This window comes from Corynebacterium camporealensis (assembly GCF_000980815.1).
GTDB classification, from domain to species: domain Bacteria; phylum Actinomycetota; class Actinomycetes; order Mycobacteriales; family Mycobacteriaceae; genus Corynebacterium; species Corynebacterium camporealense.
The window spans coordinates 398,889-424,387 of the sequence record NZ_CP011311.1; the positions used below are offsets into that span (position 1 = coordinate 398,889).

Below are 25,499 nucleotides of genomic sequence, written 5' to 3' on the forward strand. Positions count from 1 at the left end.
GGGAACCGATCGGTGAAAACTTCAGTCCAATAAGGGTGAGAAAGCACAACGGTGCTTTTTCGGGGGAAACACACTCTTTCTACTTACTGCCCAAGGAGGGGCATTTCTATGACTCAGCTTTTCAAGACCGAAGCCGATGTAATGGTCGCAACCGCCGGCCGCGTTGACTCCACCAATGACGAAGTTCAAGGTGAGCTGACCCGCCTGCAGGGCGTGGTCGATTCCGTACGCGGTAACTGGCAGGGCAACGCACAGGTCTCCTTCGACAACCTGATGCAGCGCTACAACACCTCCGCACAGCAGCTGCGCGAGGCACTGGCTTCCATCTCCGACAACATCCGCAGCAACGCCCGCAACTTCGACCACGTCGAAGCTGAGAACGCACAAGCCTTCTCCAACGTCGGCGGCGCGGGTCTCGCACTCTAAACCACAATTCCCTAACTCACTCACCAGATTCGCGGGAAAGCGAATCCGACTCACGATAAGGAAAGACAAGGAATCATGTCTGCAATCAAGTATGAATTCGGTGCCATCTCTGCAGCTGCCGCTGACATCAACTCCACCTCCGGCCGCATCAACGGCCTGCTCGGCGACCTGAAGGCCACCATCAACCCGATGGTGTCTACCTGGGAAGGCGAATCCGCCGCAGCGTATGCACAGGCCCAGGCTAAGTGGGACAACGCCGCCGCAGAGCTCAACACCGTCCTGGCCACCATCTCCAATACCGTCAGCCAGGGCAACGACGCCATGAGTGACGTCAACCGCCGCGCTGCCGCCTCCTGGGGCTGAGTGCGCTAAAGCGCACTCAGCGACGCCATAAGGAAATCATCGTTGGAATCGTTCGGGGCCTACAGTCCTACCCGTGCTCGGGAGGGCAGGGCGACGCTCCCGGGCGATTTCGGCGTTTTGGAGCTGGTAGCAAAAGCCACTAGGATAGGTGGCCTATGTGTTCGCTCAGCTGAGCGGGAGTAAATCCGCTGGCTGAAGAACTTGCCACAGGTCTCCACCGGCCGCTGTGGTTTCAAGGGAATGGATACTTAGCGATGGCCGGCAGTCCCGAGACAGACTTTCAAGGAGTCATTTTGTCTACTTTCCACCCAAAGAGCGGTGACATCACCCGCAAGTGGTACGTCATCGACGCTACCGACGTGGTGCTGGGCAAGCTTGCTTCCACCGTGGCAGACCTGCTGCGCGGCAAGCACAAGCCACAGTATGCACCGAACGTTGATTGCGGTGACCACGTCATCATCATCAACGCTGACAAGATCCACATTTCTTCCAACAAGCGTGAGCGCGAGATGCGCTACCGCCACTCCGGTTACCCGGGCGGCCTGAAGTCCATGACCCTGGGTCAGTCCCTGGACGCCAACCCGGTCCGCGTTGTTGAAGAGGCAGTCACCGGCATGATGCCGCACAACAAGCTGTCCCGTTCCTCCGCTAAGAAGCTGCATGTCTTCGCAGGCGAGGAGCACCCTTACGCCGGCCAGAAGCCGGAAACCTTCGAGTTTAAGCAGGTGGCACAGTAATGAGCGAGCAGAACATCGACAACAACGTAGCCGACGCTGCCGACATCGCTGCAGCAACCGCCGCTACCGAGGAATTCACCAACACCATCGGCGACTCCGTGGCACCGTCCGCAGACGCTGAGGTTGAGGCAGAGGCTCAGGCACCGGTCCACGAGGGTCCGATCCAGACCATCGGTCGTCGTAAGCGCGCAGTCGCTCGCGTCCGCATGGTTGCAGGCTCCGGCGACATCATCGTCAACGGCCGCACCCTGGCTGAGTACTTCCCGAACAAGCTGCACCAGCAGGACATCCTCACTCCGCTGACCCTGCTGGAGCGCGAGAACCAGTTCGACCTGAAGGTCACCGTTAACGGTGGTGGCCCGACCGGTCAGGCAGGCGCCCTGCGTCTGGCTATCGCACGTGCACTGAACGTCTACAACCCGGCTGACCGCTCCGCCCTGAAGAAGGCTGGACTGCTCACCCGTGACGCCCGTGCCGTCGAGCGTAAGAAGGCTGGTCTGCACAAGGCACGTCGTGCCCCGCAGTACTCCAAGCGTTAATCTTTCGCTTTATCAAGCATCAAAGCCGCTGTACCTCCTTCCGGAGGACAGCGGCTTTTGCTATGCCCTGTGGTGACAGCTAGTTCTTCTCAGGGGTGTCGGTCTGCTCTGGTGGTGCAGACTCATCAGCCTCGGAGACAGGTTGCGCGTGACCGTCGGCATCGAGGCTTTCTTTAAAAGTCTCGCGTTCCTTTTCTTGCTTGTCGCGTTCCTTGGCTTGCTCGCTGAGATATTCCTCAGAGGCAACTTCGGTGTACCACTCGGACAAGTTCGGATCGTCCTTTTCGAACTCGGCACCGGCACCCTGGGATTGCGGCACCGGGTCGGCACCGAAGATGAAGTTGCCGTTGTGCTCGTCCAGGCCGCGGCGCACGCCTTGGTCGATAGCGGCCGTCGCAAAGTTCTGGCGCAGGATGACCGGGTCGCGGGCGAGGTCCTTGGCCCAGCAGTACATGATGCCGATCAGGATGATGGTAAATGGCAGGGAAGCCGAAACCATGATGGACTGCAGGCCGCTCAAGGTGTCTTCGCCACCAGCCAGCAGCAGGAAGAGCGAGATAGCGCCCAGTGCAGAACCCCAAATAATGACCATCGGGGTGGACGGAACCGGACGACCAGACTGAGACATCGAGCCCATCACGTTGGTCGCGGAGTCAGCGGCAGTGTTGAAGAAGATGACAATCGTGATGAGCACCACGATGTTGGTAAAGCCCGACAGCGGCAGGTAGCCCAGCAAGTCGAACATGACGTTTTCACCAGAGCCCTCAATCGGAATGGGGTTGCCATCCAGCTCAGACTTAGCGGCGGTGCCACCAAAGATGACGAACCACACGGTGGTCAGCGAGGTTGGAACCAGCAGAATCACGGCGACGTACTCGCGGATGGTGCGACCGCGAGAAATCTTCGCGATGAACATGCCGACGAACGGCGACCAAGAAATCCACCATGCCCAGAACAAAATGGTCCAGGCCAGGGCGAATTCTTCCTCAACTGGGCCCTGGGAAGGTGCAATCGACATCATGTCAATGAAGCGATCGAAGAACTGCATGATGGAAGCTGGAACCAGGTCCAGCAGGTAGAGCGTCGGACCGGTAATCAGCACGAAACCTGCCAGGCCAATGACCAGGCCGAGGTTCAGGTTCGACATCATGCGGATGCCTTTTTGAATACCCGTCATCGCCGAGATGATGAACAGCACGGTCAGCACGGAGATGATGACCACGATGATGCCGTTGCCCTCCAGCGGACGGCCGGTGACGATCGAGGTGCCGGTACGAATCTGCAGCGCACCAATACCCAGAGAGGTCGCGGTACCAAACAAGGTCACCAGCACGGCGAAGACATCGATGATCTTGCCAGCGATGCGGTTATTGGCATTGGTAACCACTGGTTCAAACAGGGAAGAGATGAGCGGGAGGCGGCCGCGTCGATAAGCAGCATAGGCAAGTGAGCCACCCACTAAGGCGTAGACGGTCCACGGCAGGGTTGCCTGGTGGAGCATGCCCTGCACGATGGCTGGAACGACGGCGTCCTGTGTTGCAGCCTCGACGGTTTCATAGGGCGGTGGAGTCAGGAAGTGGGTGAGTGGCTCCATGGGGCCGTAGAAAACCAGCGCGATACCCAGACCCGCAGCAAAGAGCATGGAAATCCAGGATGCTCGGGAGAAATCTGGGGCGGAATCATCAGCGCCGAGGCGAATCTTGCCGGTGGGCAAAATCGCAATTGCCAACAAGAAGATCAGGCAGGCCAACATGATGGAGGTAAACAGCCAACCGAAGTTGACCACCACCCAGGACTGTAAGTTGGTACCGGTTTCCGCCAGGTTGTCTGGGGCAATAATGGCCCAGGCCAGCACTGCCAGCGTGACGATGAGGGCAACGACCAAAACACCCTTGTTTTGTAGGGAATTTAGCCTTGGTGTCCTCCACGGTGATACCGGGAATCAAAGCCGGGTGAATATTGCGAGCCCGGGAAATAGTTTTGGAGAAAGAGCGCTTCGGGGATCTCTTTCTCGGATCAGGATCAGGCGCGTGATCAGTGGTCACGGTCGTTTTCCTCACTAGGTTGTGATACGAGATGAATTGTTAATTCAGCAAATGGACCCTTTAACCCTACCGGAAACCTATAGCCCTATTGGTATTTGGGGGGCAGACAACTTCCGCTGAGAAACGTGCGCACTAGTGGGGCTAGAGTGCATAATGTTTCCATGACCCGACTATTTGGAACTGACGGCGTTCGCGGTCTCGCGAACAAGAAACTCACTCCTATCCTCGCCCTGCGCTTGGGCCAAGCGGCCGCGCAGGTGCTGACCTCCCAGCGTGAGTCTTATGAGCGTCGGCCCCTCGCGATTATCGGCCGTGACCCGCGCGTTTCCGGTGAGATGTTGGACGCTGCGATTGCCTCTGGCCTCTCCTCCCGCGGCGTCGATGTGCTGCGAGTGGGCGTGCTGCCGACCCCGGCGATTGCATTTCTTACCGACGACTACGGCGCCGACTTAGGCGTGATGATTTCGGCCTCCCACAACCCGATGCCAGACAATGGCATCAAGTTCTTCTCCGCTGGCGGCCGCAAGCTGCCCGATACCGTGGAAGACGAAATCCAGGCCGCCATGGAAGAACTCACCGAGGATGGTCCGACCGGCACCAAGCTCGGCCGCATTATCTCTGAAGCTCCCGATGGCCGCGAGCGCTACCTCAAGCACCTCGCTGAGGCCGTGACTGCGGATCTTTCCGGAATTAAGGTCGTGGTGGATGCCGCGAACGGTGCAGCGTCAAAAGTTGCTCCCGGCGCCTACGAAGCAGCAGGCGCTGAGGTCATCGCCATCCACCACAAGCCCAATGCCTTCAACATCAACGAAGACTGCGGTTCCACCCACATCGAAAAGACGCAGGAAGCTGTCGTTGAGCACGGCGCGGACTTAGGCCTTGCCCACGATGGCGACGCCGATCGCTGCCTGGCTGTCGATGCCGAAGGCAACGTCGTCGACGGCGACCAAATCATGGCGATTCTCGCAGTCGCGATGAAGGAAGAATCCGACCTGCGCTTCAACACCCTGGTGGCCACCGTCATGTCCAACCTGGGCCTGAAGCTCGCGATGGATGAACAAGGCATCGACGTCCGCGTCACTGGCGTGGGCGACCGTTACGTCCTCGAAGAGCTCAACCGCGGCGACTTCTCCCTCGGCGGTGAGCAGTCCGGGCACATCGTGCTTCCCGATGACTGCACCACCGGCGACGGCACCCTCACCGGCCTGTCGTTGATGGCACGCATGGCCAAGAGCGGCAAGTCCCTGAAGGAACTGGCTTCCGTCATGACCGTCCTGCCGCAGGTACTTATCAACGTGCCGGTCTCCGACAAGTCCATCATCATGGACTCCGACGAGGTCAAGAATGGAATTCAGGAAGCGGAAGCAGAGCTGGGCGATACCGGCCGCGTCCTGCTGCGCCCATCGGGTACCGAGGAGCTCTTCCGCGTCATGGTCGAAGCTGCCAGCGAGGAACAAGCCCGCAAGGTAGCAGGCAAGCTCGCTGCCATCGTTGCCGCAGTATAAACTCACTTTTTAGTCAATCCCTCTTTGCAGGTCCGGAAAAATTTTCACGTTTCCGGGAACCGATTGGTGATTTGCTCAGTCCAATATGGGTGAGCAACTTTTGGTTCTTTCCTTCAAAGGGGGATTCGACGTGTCCGAAATATTTGTCGATATAGCCGCCGCGCGTCGGCTGTTATGCAACGCCATCGATGGTGCGGGCGAGCAACAACAGGCACACAACGCACAGCTGCCTGCCTTCCCGGTGTCCTCGGCGGGCCGGGATTTCGCTGGTCACGGCCAACGCATCCAGTCCATGCTGGCGCAGCTGCACGAGCGCGGTGCCTGGCGCATCGGCAACCTACAATCCACCGCCCAGTCTGCCTTAGCGCAGGTCACCACGCTTGACGACGTCGATTCGGCCCACTCCCGCAACCTTTCTTCCCGGTGGCAGGAAGGCGGGGTCCAATGAGCCCGGTAACCTCCAGCCTGTTCAACGATTACTCCCGGGCAGTCGCCCAATTCCAGCTTTCCAGCGGCGGACACTATCCCGGCCCCAGTATGCCCATGAACACCCTGGGTCAGCTCATCGGTGCCGCCGACGGCATCAACTCCGCCGACCTGGTCAATCACACCAACAATGCCGTGGGCCGACGTCGTCCCTCCCGCGGCGGGCCCGGGCTTAGCGATGTCCTTGCCGGCACCAGCATGCTCGTGGGCAATGGCGCCTTAGAAGAGCGCTTGTCACGCGTCCAAGAAGACCACGAACAAAATCGCCGCGACGCGGACCACCTCAGCCAATCTGCCGAGGAATGCGCCTGCGCTATCGACGACGTCGTCGGTGTATCCGAATCCGCCCTCGGCGAAATCATCAACGCAATCACCCCGCTGCTTAGCGTGCTGACTATGGTGCTATCGCGCCACCCACTGGGCATGTTCATCAAACCGATCATCTCCATGATCGGCGGCCGCCTCATCGATGAGGCCAACAGTCACATCATGAACACCTGCCATGAGCGCGACGAAGCTCTCGACGCCTGCTACGCCGAATTCGAGCGCCGCTGCGAGGAAGTCTGCAACCGCGAACTTCCACCTGAAGCACCCGAACCTGCCGACGGCGAGTGCCCCGCACCCACTAAACCCGCAGCCTGCCCCGAACCACCCAAACCCGTCGACTGCCAGGAAGAACCACCTGCTCCCACCGGTAAGAAGCCAGAACCACCAACCCAACCCGCCGACTGCCCACCTGAGCCAGTAAAGCCAACACCCCCGCCGGCGAAACCCGAGGTTCCGCCGACAACCCCGGCTCCACCAGCGAAGCCGACGCCACCACCAGTTTCACCTCCTCCAACGGTTCCGCCCACGGTACCGGCTCCAGCTCCTACGGTTCCGGCGGATACGCCGGACCCCTGCCCGCCGGAGAAACCAAAACCGACGCCACCTCCGACTGTTCCGGCGGACGCGCCGGACCCCTGTCCACCGGAGGAACAGACTCCACCTCCAGCGGTGCCTCCTGTCGTGGAAGAGCCTTGCCCACCAGAGAGGCCAGAACCAGAGCCCGAGCCGGTTTCTGAGGAGCCGTGTCCGGAACCGGTGCCACCGGCTGAGTGTGAGCCGGAGGTGTCTTGTTGCGGTTGCTTAGGTGCTGTGGGTGCTGGTGTAGCACTTATTGGTTTGGGTGCGCTTGCGGTAGCAGCACTGGAGTGCCTGGAAGGCGCAATTCCGCCAGAGCCATGCCCACCGGAAGAACCAGCTGATGAGCCAGAGCCTAAGCCGGAACCGAAGACGGAACCAGAACCTGCTCCGGAGCCAGAGGAACCGGTGAAGCCGGGGCCGCCGGTGGACTTAGATAAGGTGCCTGAACCTGATCCGCCACCGAAGAAGATGGAGGCGGTGCAGGCGCAGGCTCCTGCGCCTGAGCCTGCTCCGGTAGCACCGGCTGAGGCACCAGCACCACCGCCGCCAGCGCCAGAACCGCCGGCTGAACCGGCGCCAGAAGAAAACCAGGAAGAGGATAAGAATCGAGCTCGGAAGGCAGGGCAGTGGTAGTGGCTGCAGAATTTGAAGATTTCGCACGCGGGTTTCGTGAGCGTACTGCGCAGCGGCTGCTGCAATTTGAAAAAGCACTAGCTAAAGCCCAAGACGAGCTAGAAAAGTCCGCGGAAAAGGCAACGGAACAAGCGCGCCGGGAAGGTGCGGTGCCGGGGAGGCAGGCATCGTCAGGCATGGCACCGCATGCAGCGTCGCGGGAGAGTGCTACGGATCGCCGGCGGATTAATGGTGCGGATATGAATACTGCCCCGGCCCGCAGAAGCGGGTCGAGGCAGGTGCAGTCGGTGCTGCGACGAAAATAAGTTGAAGTAAGTGACTAGTCGTCGCGGGTAACGCCGGCGGCTTCGGCGAGGTCTTCGCCGGTTAAGCTTTCGAACTTCTTGCCTTCAGCATCAGGTGCGGAGAAGTCGTCGTACTTGTTTTCGCTAGTCAGCTGGTGCAGCAGGAAGCCGGTCAGCAGGCCGCGGGCGGTTTCAGTCGGGCCGCCCTGGAAAGCGCCGACACCAATGGCGAGCTTCTTCAAGGTGTCTTCGGTAAAGCCCTGCTGGGTGCCCTTGTCGACTTCGCGGTAGGCGACCTTGCCCTTCCAGTTATAAGCCAGCTTGGCAGGGTTGCCAGCGCCGAAGATATCGGTGCGGGAAGAGCCAATGACCAGGCCGGGAACGTCTAAGTGGCGGGCAGCCTTCGTCGCCGACGGTGCGGTGGAGGCGGGGTAAAGCGCGGCAACTGCGCGGACCTTGGAGTTATCCACGGAAGCCAGCACGGCAGCGCCGCCGCCCATGCCGTGGCCCACCATGCCCAGGCGCTTAGCCGAGACAGTGATGTTGCCCGCGCCGAGCTTGACGCCCGCGGCGATCTGCAGGGCAGATTCCATATCGGCAGCTAAGTTGCGGTGGTTCGGGAAGAAACCGGTTTCGGTATCCGGAGCCACCACGACAATGCCCCAGCTAGCCAGGTGGCGCAGGGTGGCGTGGTAATCCTTGACCTTCTTAATCCAGTCATGGCCAAAGGCCACTGCGGGTAGGCCTTCGCCCTCCGCAGGGGTATAAACCTTGCCATGAACACCGGCATAATCCAGGTCACCGACAAGTACGCGGTGCGGGCCGCGCTTGGACAACGTTCCTAAATGCTTATTCAAATTCGCAGACACGACTACCAGAATATCTGAAAGTAACCGCGCTCCGGGGAAGACGGGGTGAGCAAGTCGGCATCGGCAAGCAATGCGAGCTTGACCACCTCACTAGCCGCCAGGACATGTAGAGGGCGTCGTGCCTGTTAAACTAATGCGCTATGTGTGGAATTGTTGGATATGTAGGTCAGCCTGGAAGCGGCCGTGACTACTACGCTCTGGATGTTGTTTTAGAGGGCCTTCGTCGCCTCGAGTACCGCGGCTATGATTCTGCTGGCGTGGCTATGTATGCCGACGACAAGATTGAATGGCGCAAAAAGGCAGGTAAGGTCTCTGCGCTGGATGCAGAAATCGCTGCGCGCCCCCTGCCGGATTCGGTGCTGGGTATCGGCCATACCCGCTGGGCAACCCACGGTGGACCCACCGACCTGAACGCTCACCCGCACGTGGTGGATAGCGGCAAGCTGGCCGTGGTGCACAACGGCATTATTGAAAACTTCGCTGAGCTGAAATCGGAACTGGTGTCCAAGGGCTACAACTTCATCTCTGAAACCGATACTGAGGTTGCAGCGACCCTGCTGGGCGACGTTTTCCACAACGAAGCAGAAGGTGACCTCACCCGCGCGATGCAGTTGACCGCGCAGCGTTTCGAAGGTGCGTTTACCCTGCTGGCCATCCATGCCGAGCAGGCAGACCGCATCGTGGCTGCACGCCGCGACTCGCCACTGGTCATTGGCCTGGGCGAGGGCGAGAACTTCCTCGGCTCGGACGTGTCGGGCTTCATCGACTACACCAAGTCCGCCGTGGAGATGGAAAACGACCAGGTCGTGACCATCACCGCTGATGAGGTATCCATCACCGACTACGAGGGCAACCCGGCCGAGGGCAAGCCATTTGAGATCAAGTGGGATGCAGCTGCTGCTGAAAAGGGCGGCTACAACTCCTTTATGGAAAAAGAAATCAACGACCAGCCAGCCGCTGTGCGCGATACCCTGATGGGTCGTTTCGACGAGCAGGGCAAGCTGACTCTCGATGAGCTGCGCATTGAAGAATCGCTGCTGAAGTCGATTGACAAGATCATCGTCATCGCTTGCGGTACTGCGGCTTATGCCGGTCACGTGGCGCGCTATGCCATCGAGCACTGGTGCCGTATCCCGACCGAGGTCGAGCTCGCCCACGAGTTCCGTTACCGCGACCCGATCGTGAATGAAAAGACCTTGGTCGTCGCACTGTCCCAGTCCGGCGAGACCATGGATACGCTCATGGCCGTGCGCCACGCCCGCCAGCAGGGCGCGAAGGTCATTGCTATTTGCAACACCCAGGGCTCGTCCATTCCGCGTGAATCCGATGCGGCGCTCTACACCCACGCCGGTCCGGAAATCGCTGTGGCCTCCACCAAGGCATTCCTGGCGCAGATCACTGCGACCTACCTGCTGGGCCTGTACCTGGCACAGCTGCGCGGCAACAAGTTCGCCGATGAGGTCGAGGCCATCCTGGCTGAGCTGCGCAACATGCCAGATAAGATTCAGCAGGTCATCGACAACACCGACCAGGTCGCCACCCTGGCGAAGAACATGCAGGACGCCGAGTCCGTGCTCTTCCTGGGCCGCCACGTTGGCTTCCCGGTCGCACTCGAGGGCGCGCTGAAGCTGAAGGAAATCGCCTACCTGCACGCCGAGGGCTTTGCCGCAGGTGAGCTCAAGCACGGCCCGATTGCACTGATTGAGGAAGGCCAGCCGGTCTTCGTTATCGTGCCGTCCCCGCGCGGTCGCGACGTGCTGCACTCCAAGGTCGTGTCCAATATCCAGGAGATTCGCGCCCGCGGTGCGATCACCATCGTCATTGCCGAGGAAGGCGACGACGCCGTGGAGGATTACGCCAACCACGTCATTCGCGTTCCGCAGTCGCCGACGCTGATGCAGCCGCTGCTCGCGACGGTTCCGCTGCAGATTTTCGCCTGCCACGTCGCCGAGTCCAAGGGTTACGACGTCGACCAGCCACGTAACCTGGCCAAGTCGGTTACGGTCGAATAAATTTTTCGCCCTCGTCGCCTCATTTTGAGGAGGCGAGGGCTTTACTTGTTGACGCCAGTGGCACAATAGTGCCCATGTTGCGAACAAGAATTGACCTGGATGCGATTTCCCACAACGTGAAAGTCCTCAAGGACATGGTGGGTCCGCAGGTCAACCTGATGTGCGTGGTCAAAGCTGATGCTTATGGCCACGGGGCGCTGAAAGTTGCGCCGATCATGGCTAAAGCTGGGGCAGATGCCCTCGGCGTGGCCACCGTAGAAGAAGCCGTTGCTTTACGACGCAGCGGCATCGACCTGCCCATTCTGGGCTGGATGTGGGATCCCAACCAGGATCTCACTGACGCGTTGGCGTCCAACATCGACATCGGCATTCCTTCCCTCGAGCACGCCCAGGCCCTCGTCGCCGCCGAGTCCCCGGTCCGCGTCTACGTCAAGGTCGAAACTGGCATGCACCGCTCCGGCGTCGATGAAGAGCAGTGGCGCGAGACTTTCCACTTGCTTGCCGATGCCCCACACATCACCGTGCTTGGTTTAATGTCGCACTTTGCCTGCGCCGATGAGCCGGAGCATCCGCTTAACGATGCCCAAGAGCGCACCTTCCGCCGCGCCATCGACACCGCCCGCGAGTGTGGCCTGGACTGCCCGATTAACCATCTGGCCAATTCCCCGGGTGCTTTGGCGCGTCCTTCCTCCCACTTTGAACAGGTCCGCGTTGGCATTGCCTGCTACGGCTTGGACCCGGTCAATAGTGGTGCGGACCTGCGCCCGGCCATGACCTGGGCTTCGACGGTTAGCAACGTCAAGCCCATCCAGGCCGGCGAAGCTGCCAGCTACGGCTTGACCTGGGAAGCAGAACACGACGGCCAACTCGCCGTCATTGCCGCCGGTTACGCCGACGGTGTCCCCCGCAGTGCCCAGGACAAACTCCAGGTCGGTATCGGCGGCAAGCTTTACCCGCAAGTTGGTCGCGTCTGCATGGACCAAATTCTGGTTGACCTGGGCGAGAACCCCTACAACGTCGTCGCCGGCGACGAAGCCATCCTATTCGGCGAAGGCGGAATGAGCGCTACCGAACTTGCCGATGCACTTGGCACCATCGACTACGAGGTACTCTGCCTGCCCGGCGGTCGCAGCCGCTGCGTCTACGAAGGAGGCGTCGACCTTGCAGGATAGTTTCGCCCGCTCCGGACGCATCGAACTGCCCACCGTCACAGACACCCATGACTTTGCCGCCCAGCTAGGTGCTGCGCTCGAGCCTGGCGATGTCGTCATCCTCGACGGACCCTTGGGCGCCGGCAAGACCACCTTCACCCAGGGCCTGGCCCGCGGCATGCAGGTCAAAGGCCGAGTAACCTCGCCGACCTTCGTCATCGCCCGCGAACACCGCTCCCTCTGCGGCGGCCCCGCCCTGGTGCATGTGGATGCCTACCGGCTCATCGACGAATCCGGCAGCGGCGACCCACTCGGCGAACTCGACGCCCTCGATCTCGATACCGACCTCGACAAGGCCGTCGTCGTCGCTGAGTGGGGAAGAGGCCTAGCCGAAGAACTCTCCGATACCTATCTTGCGGTGACAATCGACCGCGAAGCCGAAGACGCCAGCTCCGAGGACGCGCGCGTTATCACCTGGAACTGGGTCGGCTAGCGTTCCTTCTCTTTGCGCGTGTTGGGGGTTCCCCCAACACGCGGGTAGCATCGGGAAAGTTAGATCCCTGTGAGCAATTGTCTATAAGGAGAACCATGACTAAGGCCGCGCGTAATTTTGTTGCTCTTGTCATTGCTGCGTTTGCGGTGGTGATGATGGTGCTGGTCGCCTCGTCGATGATGCGCGAGGACAACAACCTCGAGGGCAACCTCAGCAATACGCTGGAGTCGGCGCCGGGCAATCTGGACAACATGATTCTGGTCCCGATGGATGTCTACGGCCCTGATTACCAGGCCATCGGCTTTGTCTGCTCGGGCACCACCGAAGAGGATCTCAGCGCGAGCGCCCTGAACCCGGAGGAGTTCTCCTTGGAAAATGGTGCGGTTCCGGAAGGTGACTCTTATGCCATTGCGTTTGGCCCGACCACTGGTTCTCTCTACGTTGAGGAGCTGAACCCGAACGAGGTTGAGGTCTGCGAGATGATTGGCCTGCAGATGCAGTTCATGGAGCAGCAGGGCCAGGACACCACTGGTGTGCCGATGCTGCAGGGTAACCAGCCGCTGACCTTCCAGCGCGGTGAGCACAACACCTGGAAGCTGGTGGGCTAAATGCGCGTGCTGGCCATCGACACCGCGACCACTGACCTGGTCACCGGCATCGTCGATACCAACACCGGCGCGGTCACTGAGCGCATCATCGCTGATACCCGCGCCCACAACGAACAGCTTGTGCCGACGGTGCAAGCACTGCTTTCCGATGCCTCCTTAAACTTCAACAACCTCGACGCCATCGTCGTAGGCTGTGGCCCGGGACCTTTTACCGGCTTGCGCGTCGGCATGGCATCGGCGCAGGCCTTAGGCCAGGCACTCGGCATCCCGGTACACGGGGTGTGCTCACACGATGCGATTGCGCATGCTATTGCCGCAGAATTCCCCAGCGAAAAGCTACTGGTGACCAGCGATGCCCGCCGCAAGGAGGTCTACTTTGCGGTCTACGACGGTGCGGAGCGCACCTTCGGCCCTGAGGTCATCGCCCCAGAGCAACTATCCGCTGAGGTCAACCGCATCATCATTCCAGATGCCTTGGCAGCGCGACTGCCTGTCGAATTAGCCGACCTTCCTCGTCAGGCCGCGAACCCGCGCCCAGCAGGGCTCGTCGCCGTCGCTGATTTGGATTCCACCCCGGAACCACTCGTGCCGTTGTACCTGCGCCGCCCGGACGCAAAGGAGCCAAAGGCCCGCCCGCAGTCGCCGGCGATTCCGAAGGTGGAGCTGTGAAGCTACGCGAGCTCACCTTCGACGACGCTGCCCGCTGCGCCGAATTAGAAGAAGTACTCTTTCCCGGCGAAACCCCGTGGTCGGAGAAAATCTTCTGCCAAGAAATGGCCGGTCGTTTTAACTTCTACTTGGGCGTGGAAGATGATAAAGGCGAGGTTGCCGAGGCTGGTACGTTGCTGGGGTATGCGGGCATCGGCAGGCTAGGCCCCGCTGATGACCCGGAATACGAAATTCATACCATCGGTGTCGACCCCGCAGCCCAACGTCGTGGCGTAGCCCGGATGATGATGGACAACATCATCCACATCGCGGATTTAGAAAAGGCCCCGGTCTATTTGGAAGTCCGCGTCGGCAACGAACCCGCCATTGCCCTGTATGAGGCCTACGGCTTTAGCAAGCAAGGCATCCGTCGCAATTACTATCAGCCTTCTGGCGCTGATGCTCACGCCATGATCCGCCCGCGCAGCAGCGAAAGGAACAACTCATGATCATCCTCGGTATCGAGTCCTCCTGCGATGAGACCGGCGTTGGCATCGTCGAGCTTTCCGATGACGGCACCACCCGCATCCTCGCCGACTCCGTCGCCTCCTCCATGCAGGAGCACGCCCGCTTCGGCGGCGTCGTTCCCGAGATCGCTTCGCGTGCGCACCTTGAAGCCATGCCGCAGGTGATGGATGCTGCGTTGAAGGAAGCGGGCATCGACAAGCCTGATGCCGTTGCTGCCACTGTGGGCCCGGGTCTCGCCGGCGCGCTGCTGGTTGGTGCTTCCGCCGCCAAGGCTTACGCCGCTGCCTGGGACGTTCCTTTCTACGGCGTCAATCACCTCGGCGGTCACGTTGCCGTGGCGAATCTCGAGGGCGAGGAGCTGCCGCATTCCATCGCGCTGCTCGTCTCCGGCGGTCATACCCAGTTGCTCGAGGTCCAGGCTGTCGGCAAGCCGATGCGGGAGTTGGGTTCCACGCTTGACGATGCCGCCGGCGAAGCCTATGACAAAGTCTCCCGCCTGCTCGGTCTTGGCTATCCGGGTGGGCCGGTCATCGATAAGTTGGCTGCCCGCGGTGAGCCCACCATCGATTTCCCGCGCGGCATGTCGCGTGCGGAGGACCTGCGCGGCCCACACCGCCACGACTTTTCGTTCTCCGGTCTGAAGACCTCCGTGGCTCGTTACGTCGAACGTGCCGAGAAGGAAGGCCGCGTCATCTCCGTCGAGGACGTCTGTGCCTCCTTCCAAGAAGCCGTCGCCGACGTGCTTACCGCCAAGGCCCTGCGCGCCTGCGAAGACACCGGTGCCAAGACCCTCCTGCTCGGCGGTGGTGTGGCCGCGAACGCCCGCCTGCGCGAGCTTGCCGCGCAGCGTTGCGAAGCCGCCGGCGTCGAACTGCGTGTCCCACGTTTTAAGCTCTGTACCGACAACGGCGTCATGATTGCCGCCCTGGCTGCCCAGCTCATCCACGAAGGAGCCCAGCCCTCCGACTTGAGCGTCGGCACGGACACCCAACTCGAGGTCGAAACCCCTCTGGTCACCAGTGTCGCTTAGGTAAACAGCGTCACGTAGTTTCGTGACGCTGTTTACCTAGAATTCGCCTTTCTCCAGATGCGAGGTAGTGGGGGCGGTTATATGGTGTGGACGACTATTGTTGGTTCGTCCAAGGAGCGCCATGACCGCTGGATTCCTCGTAAACCCTGACCTGACCCGCCGCCAGATTGAGTTCGAACTCGATCACGCCCAGGAGTTTCTTGGAGGGGACAAAGAAGACCGTGTCTCGGTGGTCTTCCAAGAAGACGGCAGCACTTATGCTGCACTGTTTAATCCGGAAGCCAAGGCTGAGGGTGCAGAACCGAACCCGGTGGCCTCACTGGCCCGCAACGCCGCTGATACCGGCAATGCGTCTTTCCTCCAGGACCCGATTCGCGCGATTTCCGGTCCGGTCATTTTCGTCGACGCGGAAGGTAACGACGACATCGAGACCGTCATCGCCGCAGTCGAGCACGGCATTCGCGCGCTGAACAACTACCGCGAGGACTACCCAGAAGAATACGAACTCTGGCACAACGCGGTGCGCAACTCCGACAAGCAGGCCTAGCCAACACCTCTTTAATTGCGCAGTTGTGGGTGGAACTGCGCTGTTCGCGGAGGGCGTACTGACTGTGCGTGGCGCGTTGTTGAAGGGTTAGCAGTCTCGGGGGTAGAGTGCTAGTCAGGTTGTTTGACCCACAGTTGTTCACCCGCGACGACGGCTGTGCTGGACATCCGCAACCGGCACACGCGTGCGATAAACGCATGCACCCTATGAATTAGACGGAGGAAACATCATGGCAAACATCAAGCCACTGGAGGACAAGGTCCTCGTGCAGATCATCGAGGCTGAAGCAACTACCGCTTCCGGCCTGGTTATCCCGGATTCCGCTAAGGAAAAGCCGCAGGAAGCTACCGTCGTTGCAGTGGGCCCGGGTCGTACCAACGACAAGGGCGAGGTTATCCCGGTGGGCGTCAACGAAGGCGACACCGTGGTCTTTTCCAAGTACGGCGGTACTGAGCTGAAGTACGACGGACAGGAGTACCTGCTGCTGTCGGCTCGTGACCTGCTCGCAGTCGTCGAGAAGTAGGCCAACCTATGCCAAAGCTGATTGCATTTGATCAGGAGGCCCGCGAAGGCATCCAGCGCGGCGTGGACACGCTTGCCGATGCCGTCAAGGTCACCCTGGGCCCACGCGGCCGCAACGTGGTCCTGTCGAAGGCCTTTGGTGGCCCGACCGTGACCAACGATGGCGTGACCATTGCTCGCGATATCGATGTTGACGAGCCTTTCGAGAACCTCGGCGCACAGCTGGTGAAGTCCGTAGCCGTCAAGACCAACGACATTGCTGGCGACGGCACCACGACTGCAACCCTGCTGGCACAGGCGCTGATTTTTGAAGGCCTGCGCAACGTTGCTGCCGGTGCTAACCCGGTCGAGCTCAACCGCGGTATCGCAGCGGCTGCTGAAAAGGTCGTTGAGGAGCTGAAGAAGCGCGCGACCCCGGTGAACTCCGCATCGGAGATTGCCCAGGTGGCGACCGTGTCTTCCCGCGATTCCGAGGTCGGCGAGATGGTCGCTGGCGCAATGGAGAAGGTCGGCAAGGACGGTGTGGTCACCGTCGAGGAGTCCCAGACCATCGACTCGGCTGTCGATGTCACCGAGGGTATTTCCTTCGACAAGGGCTACCTGTCGCCTTACTTTGCCACCGAGGAAGAGACCAACCACGCAGAGCTTGACGATGCCGCCATCCTGCTGGTACGCAACAAAATCTCCTCCCTGCCAGACTTCCTGCCTTTGCTGGAGAAGATCGCTGAGTCCAACCGTCCGACGCTGATTATTGCTGAAGACGTCGAGGGCGAGCCGCTGCAGGCACTCGTGGTCAACTCCATCCGCAAGGTGCTCAAGATTGCTGCGGTCAAGGCACCGTACTTCGGTGAGCGCCGCAAGGGCTTTATGGATGACCTGGCGGTTGTCACCGGTGCCGCCGTCGTGGACCCGGAGGTCGGCGTCAACCTCAACGAGGTCGGCCTGGAGGTTCTGGGTTCGGCACGTCGCGTGACTGTGACCAAGGAAGATACCGTCATCGTTGATGGTGCCGGTACTGCTGAGGCCGTCGAGGAGCGTCGCGAGCAGCTGCGCCGCGAAATCGAGCGCACCGATTCCACCTGGGATAAGGAAAAGCTCGAAGAGCGCCTGGCGAAGCTCTCTGGTGGCGTGGCGGTTATCCGCGTTGGCGCTGCTACCGAGACCGAGGTCAACGAGCGCAAGCTGCGCGTCGAAGATGCCATCAACGCCGCACGCGCTGCGGTCGAAGAAGGCGTCATCGCTGGCGGTGGTTCCGTGCTGGTCCAGATTTCTCGCGAGCTGGAAAAGTACGCGGAGTCGTTTACGGGCGAGGCCCAGACCGGCGTGCTGTCTGTGGCCCGCGCACTGACCCGCCCGGCCTACTGGATTGCGCACAACGCTGGCCTGGATGGCTCCGTTGTCGTCTCCCGTATCGCTGACCTGCCTAACGGTGAGGGCTTCAACGCCTCCACCTTGGAATACGGCAACCTGCTGGACAACGGCATCATTGACCCGGTGAAGGTCACCCACTCCGCAGTGGTTAATGCCACCTCTGTGGCTCGCATGGTGCTGACCACGGAAGCCTCCGTGGTGGAAAAGCCTGCCGAGACCGAAGAGCCGGCTGGCCACCAGCACTAATTTTTCCGCTACGACATCCCTTCGTCACCAACTTGGTGGCGGAGGGATTAGTAGTATCAGATGGATGACAACTGCTGAGTTCATCCAGGTGCGCGGCGCGCACGAGAACAACCTGCGCGGTATTTCCGTCGATATTCCCAAACGCCAGCTCACCGTCTTTACCGGCGTGTCTGGTTCAGGCAAGTCCTCGCTGGTCAATGAGACTTATCCCGGTTTCGTGCAGGGTTTCATGCAATCCCCACCGCGCCCGGATGTTGAACAGCTTTCCGGGCTGACTGCTGCCATTGTGGTCGGTCAAGAACCTTTGGCGCCCAATAGCCGTTCCACCTTCGGCACCGCCGCAGATATCACCGGCGGGTTGCGCATTCTCTTCTCCCGCTTGGCTGAGCCTTCTGCTGGCGGTCCCGCGGCCTATTCCTTCAACGTGCCTTCCGCCTCGGGCCAAGGTGCCATCGAGGTCAACGGCACCAAGGAAGTCCGCCGCTTTAGCCGCACCGGCGGTATGTGCCCGCGCTGTGAAGGCACCGGCCAGGTCTCCGATATTGATACCCACCAGCTGCTCGACTACTCGCTTTCGCTTAACGATGGCGCCATCATCTACCCCGGCATGAAAGTCGACTCCTGGATGTGGAAAGCCTACGCCGAATCCGGGCTGTACCCGGCGGACGTGCCCATCCAAGATTTCACCGATGACCAACTCCACGACCTGCTCTACCTCGATGACGTCAAGGTCAAAGTCAACGGTATTAACGCTTCCTACCAGGGGCGCTCGTGGCGCGCCTGCGCAACAACGTGTTGTCGCGCCCCATCGAGAGTCTGCAAAAGCACATGCAGGCCTTCGTCGGACGCGCTGTCGTCTTCATCGACTGCCCCGACTGCGGCGGCACCCGCTTAGCCCAGCACGCCCGCGAGTCCTACCTCAACGGTGCCTCTATTGCAGACGTGTGCGATATGGAACTTGTCGATGTCGCCACCTGGCTATCCGGCATCAACCATCCCGCAGCCGCCCACCTCGCCGCCTCCGTGAACAACGCCATCGAAGTCGGCTTGGGCTATTTGAGCCTCAACCGACCCGCGGGCACGCTTTCGGGCGGTGAGGCCCAGCGCACCCGCATGATCCGCCACCTTGGTTCCGCGCTTTCCGATGTCACCTACGTCTTCGACGAGCCCACCTCCGGCCTGCATCCACACGACATCGACAAGATGAACGACCTGTTGCTGCGCCTGCGCGACAAGGGCAACACCGTACTCGTCGTGGAACACAAACCGCAGACCATCGCGATTGCCGATTACATCGTCGACATCGGACCCGGCGCCGGCCCGCATGGCGGCGAGGTCGTCTTCGCCGGACCCGCCTCCGACTTCGCCGACGCCGATACGCTGACCTCGCGTCACCTCCACGACCGCGTCGCGCTGAACACGACCTCGCGCAGCGCCACCGGCACACTTCCGATTCGTGATGCCCGCGCCAACAACCTCCGCGGCATCGACGTCGACGTCCCCTCAGGCGTCCTTAGCGCCATTACCGGCGTGGCTGGTTCCGGCAAATCCTCCCTGCTATCCTGCCTGCCCGACGATATTGCCGATCGCGTCCTCATCGTCGACCAATCCACTATCCGCGGCTCGAGGCGATCCAACCCCGCAACCTACACCGGCGCCTTCGACTCCATCCGCAAAGCCTTCGCCAAAGCCAACGACGTCAAACCCGCACTCTTTTCGGCCAACTCCGAAGGAGCCTGCCCCAACTGCAACGGCGCAGGATCCGTCCACGTCGACCTCGGCGCCCTGTCTGGCGTCGATGTCACCTGCGAGGTCTGCGAAGGCCGCCGCTTTTCCGCGGAGGTCCTCACCTACACCCTCGGTGACCTCAACATCGCCGACCTGTTGGACCTGCCTGCCGAACAGGCAGGCACCTTCTGCCGCGAGAACCGCATTAATCCCGCTAAGCGCATCTGCGACATCCTCGTCTCCGTCGGACTCGGCTATCTCCCACTTGGCCAAGCACTCAACACGCTGTCTGGTGGCGAGCGTCAACGCCTCAAGCTGGCTGTGCACATGGCAGAAAAGAAACCCTCAGCCGACATCCTGGTACTCGATGAGCCGACAACGGGGCTGCACCTGGCGGACATCGATAAGCTGCTGGCTTTGCTCGACTCCCTGGTCGAGGGAGGCACGACCGTCATCTGCGTCGAACACCACCTGGCGGTCATTGCCCATGCAGATCACATCATCGACTTAGACCCAGGCGCGGGCAGCGACGGCGGCCAGCTGGTGGCAGCGTGTACCCCGGAAGAACTGACTACCCACCCCGAGTCAGTCACGGGTCACCACCTAGCGAAGTATGCGTCTGCCAACTAAAGCAGCAGATTCCGATGGGACTTGTAGGAGCGTTGACGCTCATACCCCCCCGTAGAAACGTTGTACGTTTCTACGCTTTTACGCGTGCCTTGCGACGCGAGCGCAGTGCAGCGACACGCTCGGATTCGCTCATGCCGCCCCAGACGCCATAAGGCTCCGCGGATTCGAGGGCGTGCTCGCGGCACAGCTCGAGAACGGGGCACTGGTTGCAGATGGCCTTCGCGCGGTTTTCGCGGCGGATGCGGGCGCGGCCGCGTTCTCCGTCGGGGTGGTAGAAGACGTCTGAGTTTTCTCCTCGGCAAGCACCTTGTAGCTGCCATTCCCAAAAATCAGCATTGGGGCCAGGAAGCAAATGCGGCAGAGACACGAACGTAACTCCTTAGGTGGAACAAGTATCCGATAACAACGTTCGTAGTGTGCGCCGCCTCGGTAAACTTTAAGTTACTAACTGTTGACATTTCGGTGCCCTAGCGTGCCTGGCCCCGTGTGCGCCGGCGTTTACCTGGAAAAATTCAGAAAGTGAACTATTTATGAACTTTCTCTTTAACGCCGAAAATAGGGTTGTATGCACCGGTGTGTAACAATAGCTGTGCATAAACCCCTACCCCGATGTAGTGAAGGAAAACTGCAGTGAGCGATGCCGAACAGGAACTAGCGGACCTGGTTCCGCTAGCTGTCGACGGCGATAGGCGCGCACTCCAAGACATCCTCAAGCTGGTATATCCGCAGGTGCTGCGGTATTGCCGTGCGCGTATCGGCGGGTATCGCCAACCTACTGCGGAAGATGTCGCCCAAGAGATTTGTCTCGCGCTTTCGACGTCGATTTTCTCCTACCGCGATACGGGTCGCCCCTTCATGGCCTACGTCTACGGCATTGCTTTCAACAAAGTCACCGATGCGCACCGCGCCATGGGTCGAGATCACTCCAGCCCGACCGAAGACATGCCGGAGACTGTCGCCCGTGACGATAATCCGGAAGATTCAGCTCTTGAACAGGATGGAAGTAACAGAGTCAGGGCTTTGCTCGATACGTTAAGTGATAAGGCACGAGACATCGTTATCCTGCGCGTTTTCGTCGGCTTGACCGCTGAAGAAACCGCAGAGGTAGTCGCCTCCACCCCGGGAGCTGTTCGCGTTGCCCAACACCGCGCACTCGCGCAACTGCGTAAGAAACTCGCTGCGCAGCAACCTGAATAGAGACCGGATTCGAGGAAAGGAGTAGGCCATGGCACAGGATAAGAATTCCCGCCCCAGCGGCGATGCTCAAGAGTTTTTGCAGCCTCTGCTGGACGATGATGCTTTTTTGACCGAGCTTTCCCAGGGCAACGACCCCAGCCACGGTGAAGACCCGTTGGCAGGGGCGCTGCTGGAGTTGCGTGATGACGTCGAAAAGCAGATGCCCCCGGCTCCGCGCATCGAAGGTGCGGACAATGTCATTGCGCTGCCTACTGGACGGCGTCGCCGTCGCCCGCGCCCGATCATGCATGGCCTCATTGGTGCGGCTGCTGCCACCTTGCTTATCGCCGGTTCCGGTGCGGTCATCATGGACGCCAAGCCAGGCTCGCCGCTGTACGGGCTCAACCAGCAGATGTTTGGCAACGACAAAGCCAACGTCGAGCTGGCTTCCACCTTGGATGAGATGGAATCCCGTGCCGCCGAAGGGGATATGGACGGCACGCGTGCCCTGCTGGCCGAGGCCCGCCGCATCATGGACGGCTCGCGTTCTAGCGACAAGCCGACCCGCACCCCGGAGCCAACCTCTGAGCGTCCAGCGCCAGCACCGGTTCCAGAAACCGAAACTGCCACGGTCACCGACACCCCGGCCCCGGAGACGGAGACAACCACCGTGCACGTCACCGAGCGCGAAACGGTCACGGTCACCGAAACCACCCGCGAGCCGCTTATCCCGCTGCCGGATTGGGGAGAGGACGAGGAACCCACCGAATTGCCCACGGCGGAACCGTCACCAGAACCGCAAAACTAAATCATCGCCCAGGCTTCCACCAGGAGGCCGGGCGATTTTTATGCAACAACTACCGTAAGTTGTTAGCGGGAGTTCAAACCATCCAAGAAACCAGCGGCATACTCCCACGGGACGTAACGCATCGGGTCAGGCTCAGCGCCGGGCTCGTGGACGGGGGCGAGCTGGTTATTCAACGTGGCGTGCATGTTGGCGACCATGATGTCCCACTCGTAGAAGTGGTTGTCCTCGCAGTCTTCGCAGAAAAACACGATGCCGTCGAAACCGCGCGGGCCTAGTACTCGGGCGAACTCTTGGATGAGCGCCAGGTCCTGCATGACTGCCTGACGTTCCTCCGCGGTCAGCGGGACGGCCTGCTCTTCTTCTTCGAGGAAGGACGCAGGGTCGTTGGGGTCGTCGGCGAAAGGATCGCGGGGCATATTGGCGAAAAAGTTCACGCCTGCGAGCCTATTGCCTCTCTACCTTCATGGCAATTTCCCACCCCACACGCGGGCTGGCTAGGAAAATGGGTAATTGGGGCACTACGATTTGAGCATAAGTGCGACCCCTTTGGTCCTTGAAGGAGAACCCATGAGTGCTAATCACATCCCAACTGGCGGAGATGACCCACAGAAGGTCCTACTAAATGGTTTGACCTTTGATGATGTGTTGTTGCTGCCTGCGGAATCGAACATCATTCCCTCGGAAGTAGATACCTCGGCGCAGTTCACCCGTAATATTCGCCTCGGTATTCCGCTGGCATCGGCAGCTATGGATACTGTCACTGAGGCACGTATGGCAGTGGCCATGGCGCGCCAGGGTGGTATCGGCGTGCTGCACCGCAATCTGTCGGCGGAGGCGCAGGCGGAGCAGGTGGAAATCGTGAAGCGCTCCGAATCCGGTATGGTCACCGACCCGATTACCGCGTCGCCGGATATGACCATCGCGGAAGTTGATGCCCTGTGCGCTCGTTTCCGTATTTCTGGCCTGCCGGTCGTGGACAACAACGGCACCCTGGTTGGTATTTGCACCAACCGCGATATGCGCTTTGAGCCGGATTTCGACCGCAAGGTCTCCGAGATCATGACCCCGATGCCGCTGGTAGTGGCCAAGGAGGGCGTGACCAAGGAAGAAGCCCTGCCGCTGCTATCAGCCAACAAGGTAGAAAAGCTCCCCATTGTTGATGACGACAACAAGCTGGTCGGCCTGATTACCGTCAAGGACTTCGTCAAGACTGAGCAGTTCCCGAACGCCTCCAAGGATGCCTCCGGCCGCCTGCTGGTTGCCGCAGGCATCGGCACCGGCGAAGAATCCTATGAGCGTGCAGCATTGCTTGTCGATGCCGACGTGGACGCCCTGGTTGTCGACTCCGCCCACGCACACAACAACCGCGTGCTCGACATGGTCTCCCGCATTAAGCGCGACTTCGGAGACAAGGTCGATGTCATCGGCGGCAACCTGGCTACCCGCGAGGCTGCCAAGGCCATGATCGATGCTGGTGCGGACGCCATCAAGGTCGGTATCGGCCCAGGTTCTATCTGTACTACCCGCGTCGTTGCCGGTGTGGGCGCTCCGCAGATCACCGCCATTATGGAAGCCGCCGCCGTCGCAGGACCTGCTGGTGTGCCAATCATCGGCGATGGTGGCATGCAGTACTCCGGCGACATCGCTAAGGCCCTGGCCGCAGGTGCTGACACCGTCATGCTCGGCTCCATGTTCGCCGGCACCAAGGAAGCTCCAGGCGACATCGTCGTCGTCGGCGGCAAGCAGTACAAGCGCTACCGCGGCATGGGTTCCATGGGCGCTATGCAGGGCCGTGGCCTGTCTGGCGAGAAGCGCTCCTACTCCAAGGACCGTTACTTCCAGGCAGACGTCAAGAGCGAAGACAAGCTCGTCCCAGAAGGCGTGGAAGGCAAGGTTCCTTACCGCGGCGAAATCGATTCCATTACCCACCAGATCATCGGCGGCCTGCGCGCATCGATGGGGTATACCGGCTCGGCCAACCTGGAGGAGCTCAAGACCAAGCGCTTCGTGCGCATTACCGCTGCTGGCCTGAAGGAATCCCACCCGCACCACCTGCAGCAGACCCTCGAGGCGCCGAACTACCGCTAAGGAGCAGTCATGCGTGACTTTGTAGAAATTGGTATCGGCCGCGAGGCGCGCCGTACCTTCGACTTAGACCAGATTTCCCTGGTCCCGACCCGCCGTACCCGCTCCTCCCAGGACGTGGACACCACCTGGCATATCGACGCCTACACCTTCGACCTGCCTTTCGTCTCCCACCCGACCGACGCGTTGGCCACTCCAGAATTCGTCATCGAGATGGGCAAGCAGGGCGGCCTGGGCGTGATCAACGCTGAGGGCCTGTGGGGCCGCCATGAGGATCTCGACGCCGCCTTGGCAGAAATCCGCGAAGCCGCCGGCGACAATTCCGTCATCCAGCGCCTGCATGCAGCACCGCTTAACGATGCCTTACTCGCCGAACGCATCGCCCAAGTCCGCGACTCCGGCGTGACCGTCGGCGTGCGTGTTTCGCCGCAAAATGCGCGCGAGGTCGCCCCGAAGGTCATCGAGGCAGGTGCAGAAATCTTGTTCATCCAGGGCACCCTGATTTCTGCTGAGCACGTCGCCACCGGTGGCGAGCCGCTCAACTTGAAGGAATTCATCGGTTCCCTCGAGGTCCCAGTCATTGCGGGTGGCGTGGCCGATTACACCACCGCGCTGCACCTGATGCGTACCGGTGCCGCAGGTGTCATCGTTGGCGGTGGCGTGAACACCAATCCGGAGACCGTCGGCATCGATGTGCCACTGGCGACCGCAATTGCCGATGCCGCCGCTGCCCGCCGCGACTACCTGGACGAAACCGGTGGCCGCTACGTGCACATCCTGGCCGATGGCGAACTGCGCAACTCCGGCGATATCGCCAAGGTCATTGGCTGCGGTGCCGATGCCGCCGTGCTCGGCCCCCTGTTGGCTGCCGCAGCCGAAGCAGGTGGCAAGGGCTGGTACTGGCCAGCAACTGCTGGCCACCCACGCTTCCCGCGTGGTTTCGCCCAGTTCGACGGCGCGGAAGAAGATCTGCACCTAGAGCTGCTCCTGCACGGACCGTCGTCGGATCCTTTCGGCCAGTCCAACCTGGCCGGTGGCCTGCGTCGTGCCATGGCCAAGTGCGGTTATACCGACTTAAAGACCTTCCAAAAGGTCGGATTGGCGGTGCGATAAGCTAATGGAC

At 60.7% G+C, this 25,499-nt stretch carries 26 protein-coding genes and 1 pseudogene; 23 read left to right on the plus strand and 4 right to left on the minus strand.

Annotated features, from left to right (window positions below; all coding sequences use genetic code 11):
- The first annotated feature begins 108 nt into the window (after positions 1–108).
- The 4 genes from UL81_RS01995 (at position 109) to rpsI (ending at position 2,065) form a co-directional block, all read left to right on the plus strand.
- Entirely contained in the window at positions 109–426 is a 318-nt protein-coding gene (locus UL81_RS01995; protein WP_035106598.1) for a WXG100 family type VII secretion target, read from the plus strand.
- 75 nt (positions 427–501) lie between these two features.
- A complete protein-coding gene (locus UL81_RS02000; protein ID WP_035106600.1) occupies positions 502–789 on the plus strand; it encodes a WXG100 family type VII secretion target in 288 nt (95 codons plus the stop codon).
- A gap of 293 nt (positions 790–1,082) precedes the next feature.
- Entirely contained in the window at positions 1,083–1,526 is a 444-nt protein-coding gene (gene rplM / locus UL81_RS02005) for a 50S ribosomal protein L13 (RefSeq protein ID WP_035106601.1), read from the plus strand.
- A complete protein-coding gene (gene rpsI / locus UL81_RS02010) occupies positions 1,526–2,065 on the plus strand; it encodes a 30S ribosomal protein S9 (RefSeq protein ID WP_035106603.1) in 540 nt (179 codons plus the stop codon). The genes rplM and rpsI overlap by 1 nt, the downstream gene beginning before the upstream one ends.
- A 79-nt stretch (positions 2,066–2,144) precedes the next feature.
- Here the strand turns inward: rpsI and UL81_RS02015 are convergent, their stop codons facing one another.
- Positions 2,145–3,950 carry a BCCT family transporter gene (locus tag UL81_RS02015; RefSeq protein WP_236684490.1) on the minus strand — a complete coding sequence of 602 codons (1,806 nt, stop codon included), beginning with the start codon at positions 3,948–3,950 and terminating at the stop codon, positions 2,145–2,147.
- 321 nt (positions 3,951–4,271) lie between these two features.
- Here UL81_RS02015 and glmM point away from each other — a divergent pair, with 321 nt between their 5' ends.
- The 4 genes from glmM (at position 4,272) to UL81_RS02035 (ending at position 7,945) form a co-directional block, all read left to right on the plus strand.
- On the plus strand, positions 4,272–5,615 hold the full coding sequence (gene glmM / locus UL81_RS02020; RefSeq protein ID WP_035106605.1) for a phosphoglucosamine mutase: 1,344 nt from the start codon (positions 4,272–4,274) through the stop codon (positions 5,613–5,615).
- 130 nt (positions 5,616–5,745) lie between these two features.
- A complete protein-coding gene (locus tag UL81_RS02025) occupies positions 5,746–6,063 on the plus strand; it encodes a hypothetical protein (RefSeq protein ID WP_035106606.1) in 318 nt (105 codons plus the stop codon).
- Complete coding sequence (locus UL81_RS02030) at positions 6,060–7,640, plus strand: SPOR domain-containing protein (RefSeq protein ID WP_046453198.1); 1,581 nt, start codon at positions 6,060–6,062, stop codon at positions 7,638–7,640. Before UL81_RS02025 ends, UL81_RS02030 begins: the two co-directional genes overlap by 4 nt.
- Positions 7,640–7,945: a hypothetical protein gene (locus UL81_RS02035; RefSeq protein ID WP_035107007.1), complete on the plus strand. Its 306-nt coding sequence runs from the start codon at positions 7,640–7,642 to the stop codon at positions 7,943–7,945. Before UL81_RS02030 ends, UL81_RS02035 begins: the two co-directional genes overlap by 1 nt.
- A 14-nt stretch (positions 7,946–7,959) precedes the next feature.
- Here UL81_RS02035 and UL81_RS02040 read toward each other — a convergent pair whose 3' ends face one another.
- Positions 7,960–8,793: a poly(ethylene terephthalate) hydrolase family protein gene (locus UL81_RS02040; protein ID WP_046453199.1), complete on the minus strand. Its 834-nt coding sequence runs from the start codon at positions 8,791–8,793 to the stop codon at positions 7,960–7,962.
- 140 nt (positions 8,794–8,933) lie between these two features.
- Here UL81_RS02040 and glmS point away from each other — a divergent pair, with 140 nt between their 5' ends.
- From glmS to UL81_RS02095, 11 genes and pseudogenes are all read left to right on the plus strand, one after another.
- Positions 8,934–10,805: a glutamine--fructose-6-phosphate transaminase (isomerizing) gene (gene glmS / locus UL81_RS02045; protein WP_046453200.1), complete on the plus strand. Its 1,872-nt coding sequence runs from the start codon at positions 8,934–8,936 to the stop codon at positions 10,803–10,805.
- Positions 10,806–10,879: 74 nt separating this feature from the next.
- Complete coding sequence (gene alr / locus UL81_RS02050; protein ID WP_179944106.1) at positions 10,880–11,977, plus strand: alanine racemase; 1,098 nt, start codon at positions 10,880–10,882, stop codon at positions 11,975–11,977.
- Positions 11,967–12,449: a tRNA (adenosine(37)-N6)-threonylcarbamoyltransferase complex ATPase subunit type 1 TsaE gene (gene tsaE, locus UL81_RS02055; protein WP_035106609.1), complete on the plus strand. Its 483-nt coding sequence runs from the start codon at positions 11,967–11,969 to the stop codon at positions 12,447–12,449. Before alr ends, tsaE begins: the two co-directional genes overlap by 11 nt.
- A 95-nt stretch (positions 12,450–12,544) precedes the next feature.
- The gene (locus UL81_RS02060; protein WP_035106611.1) at positions 12,545–13,057 is read left to right on the plus strand and encodes a hypothetical protein; all 513 of its coding nucleotides are present in this window, start codon (positions 12,545–12,547) and stop codon (positions 13,055–13,057) included.
- Complete coding sequence (gene tsaB, locus UL81_RS02065) at positions 13,058–13,726, plus strand: tRNA (adenosine(37)-N6)-threonylcarbamoyltransferase complex dimerization subunit type 1 TsaB (protein ID WP_035106613.1); 669 nt, start codon at positions 13,058–13,060, stop codon at positions 13,724–13,726.
- Positions 13,723–14,214 (plus strand): ribosomal protein S18-alanine N-acetyltransferase, encoded by a 492-nt coding sequence (gene rimI / locus UL81_RS02070; RefSeq protein WP_046453201.1) that lies wholly within the window; start codon positions 13,723–13,725, stop codon positions 14,212–14,214. Before tsaB ends, rimI begins: the two co-directional genes overlap by 4 nt.
- Positions 14,211–15,263 (plus strand): tRNA (adenosine(37)-N6)-threonylcarbamoyltransferase complex transferase subunit TsaD, encoded by a 1,053-nt coding sequence (tsaD, locus tag UL81_RS02075; RefSeq protein WP_046453202.1) that lies wholly within the window; start codon positions 14,211–14,213, stop codon positions 15,261–15,263. Before rimI ends, tsaD begins: the two co-directional genes overlap by 4 nt.
- A 121-nt stretch (positions 15,264–15,384) precedes the next feature.
- Positions 15,385–15,810: a hypothetical protein gene (locus UL81_RS02080; protein WP_035106614.1), complete on the plus strand. Its 426-nt coding sequence runs from the start codon at positions 15,385–15,387 to the stop codon at positions 15,808–15,810.
- A 229-nt stretch (positions 15,811–16,039) separates the two neighbouring features.
- Entirely contained in the window at positions 16,040–16,333 is a 294-nt protein-coding gene (groES, locus tag UL81_RS02085; protein WP_035106617.1) for a co-chaperone GroES, read from the plus strand.
- 8 nt (positions 16,334–16,341) lie between these two features.
- The gene (gene groL / locus UL81_RS02090; protein ID WP_035106619.1) at positions 16,342–17,949 is read left to right on the plus strand and encodes a chaperonin GroEL; all 1,608 of its coding nucleotides are present in this window, start codon (positions 16,342–16,344) and stop codon (positions 17,947–17,949) included.
- 64 nt (positions 17,950–18,013) lie between these two features.
- A pseudogene (locus tag UL81_RS02095) lies at positions 18,014–20,307 on the plus strand (excinuclease ABC subunit UvrA).
- Between the two features lie 70 nt (positions 20,308–20,377).
- Here the strand turns inward: UL81_RS02095 and UL81_RS02100 are convergent.
- Positions 20,378–20,674 (minus strand): WhiB family transcriptional regulator, encoded by a 297-nt coding sequence (locus UL81_RS02100; RefSeq protein WP_035106621.1) that lies wholly within the window; start codon positions 20,672–20,674, stop codon positions 20,378–20,380.
- A gap of 263 nt (positions 20,675–20,937) precedes the next feature.
- On the opposite strand from UL81_RS02100, the gene UL81_RS02105 reads away from it, so the two are divergent.
- Both UL81_RS02105 and UL81_RS02110 read left to right on the plus strand, forming a co-directional pair.
- On the plus strand, positions 20,938–21,504 hold the full coding sequence (locus tag UL81_RS02105) for a sigma-70 family RNA polymerase sigma factor (RefSeq protein ID WP_035106622.1): 567 nt from the start codon (positions 20,938–20,940) through the stop codon (positions 21,502–21,504).
- A 28-nt stretch (positions 21,505–21,532) separates the two neighbouring features.
- On the plus strand, positions 21,533–22,291 hold the full coding sequence (locus UL81_RS02110) for a hypothetical protein (protein WP_046453203.1): 759 nt from the start codon (positions 21,533–21,535) through the stop codon (positions 22,289–22,291).
- 62 nt (positions 22,292–22,353) lie between these two features.
- Here UL81_RS02110 and UL81_RS02115 read toward each other — a convergent pair whose 3' ends face one another.
- On the minus strand, positions 22,354–22,725 hold the full coding sequence (locus UL81_RS02115; RefSeq protein WP_035106624.1) for a DUF5319 domain-containing protein: 372 nt from the start codon (positions 22,723–22,725) through the stop codon (positions 22,354–22,356).
- Between the two features lie 133 nt (positions 22,726–22,858).
- On the opposite strand from UL81_RS02115, the gene guaB reads away from it, so the two are divergent.
- The gene (guaB, locus tag UL81_RS02120; protein ID WP_035106626.1) at positions 22,859–24,379 is read left to right on the plus strand and encodes an IMP dehydrogenase; all 1,521 of its coding nucleotides are present in this window, start codon (positions 22,859–22,861) and stop codon (positions 24,377–24,379) included.
- A gap of 9 nt (positions 24,380–24,388) precedes the next feature.
- On the plus strand, positions 24,389–25,489 hold the full coding sequence (locus UL81_RS02125) for a GuaB3 family IMP dehydrogenase-related protein (RefSeq protein WP_035106628.1): 1,101 nt from the start codon (positions 24,389–24,391) through the stop codon (positions 25,487–25,489).
- The last annotated feature ends 10 nt before the right edge of the window (positions 25,490–25,499 follow it).

Bases quoted from the DNA above. Each gene is read 5' to 3' on its own strand.
- tsaD (WP_046453202.1), top strand. From the start codon at position 14,211: ATGATCATCCTCGGTATCGAGTCCTCCTGCGATGAGACCGGCGTTGGC.
- glmS (WP_046453200.1), top strand. From the start codon at position 8,934: ATGTGTGGAATTGTTGGATATGTAGGTCAGCCTGGAAGCGGCCGTGAC.
- groL (WP_035106619.1), top strand. From the start codon at position 16,342: ATGCCAAAGCTGATTGCATTTGATCAGGAGGCCCGCGAAGGCATCCAG.
- UL81_RS02125 (WP_035106628.1), top strand. From the start codon at position 24,389: ATGCGTGACTTTGTAGAAATTGGTATCGGCCGCGAGGCGCGCCGTACC.
- tsaB (WP_035106613.1), top strand. From the start codon at position 13,058: ATGCGCGTGCTGGCCATCGACACCGCGACCACTGACCTGGTCACCGGC.
- UL81_RS02030 (WP_046453198.1), top strand. From the start codon at position 6,060: ATGAGCCCGGTAACCTCCAGCCTGTTCAACGATTACTCCCGGGCAGTC.
- rpsI (WP_035106603.1), top strand. From the start codon at position 1,526: ATGAGCGAGCAGAACATCGACAACAACGTAGCCGACGCTGCCGACATC.
- UL81_RS02080 (WP_035106614.1), top strand. From the start codon at position 15,385: ATGACCGCTGGATTCCTCGTAAACCCTGACCTGACCCGCCGCCAGATT.
- UL81_RS02110 (WP_046453203.1), top strand. From the start codon at position 21,533: ATGGCACAGGATAAGAATTCCCGCCCCAGCGGCGATGCTCAAGAGTTT.
- UL81_RS02000 (WP_035106600.1), top strand. From the start codon at position 502: ATGTCTGCAATCAAGTATGAATTCGGTGCCATCTCTGCAGCTGCCGCT.
- alr (WP_179944106.1), top strand. From the start codon at position 10,880: ATGTTGCGAACAAGAATTGACCTGGATGCGATTTCCCACAACGTGAAA.
- glmM (WP_035106605.1), top strand. From the start codon at position 4,272: ATGACCCGACTATTTGGAACTGACGGCGTTCGCGGTCTCGCGAACAAG.
- guaB (WP_035106626.1), top strand. From the start codon at position 22,859: ATGAGTGCTAATCACATCCCAACTGGCGGAGATGACCCACAGAAGGTC.
- UL81_RS01995 (WP_035106598.1), top strand. From the start codon at position 109: ATGACTCAGCTTTTCAAGACCGAAGCCGATGTAATGGTCGCAACCGCC.
- groES (WP_035106617.1), top strand. From the start codon at position 16,040: ATGGCAAACATCAAGCCACTGGAGGACAAGGTCCTCGTGCAGATCATC.
- UL81_RS02060 (WP_035106611.1), top strand. From the start codon at position 12,545: ATGACTAAGGCCGCGCGTAATTTTGTTGCTCTTGTCATTGCTGCGTTT.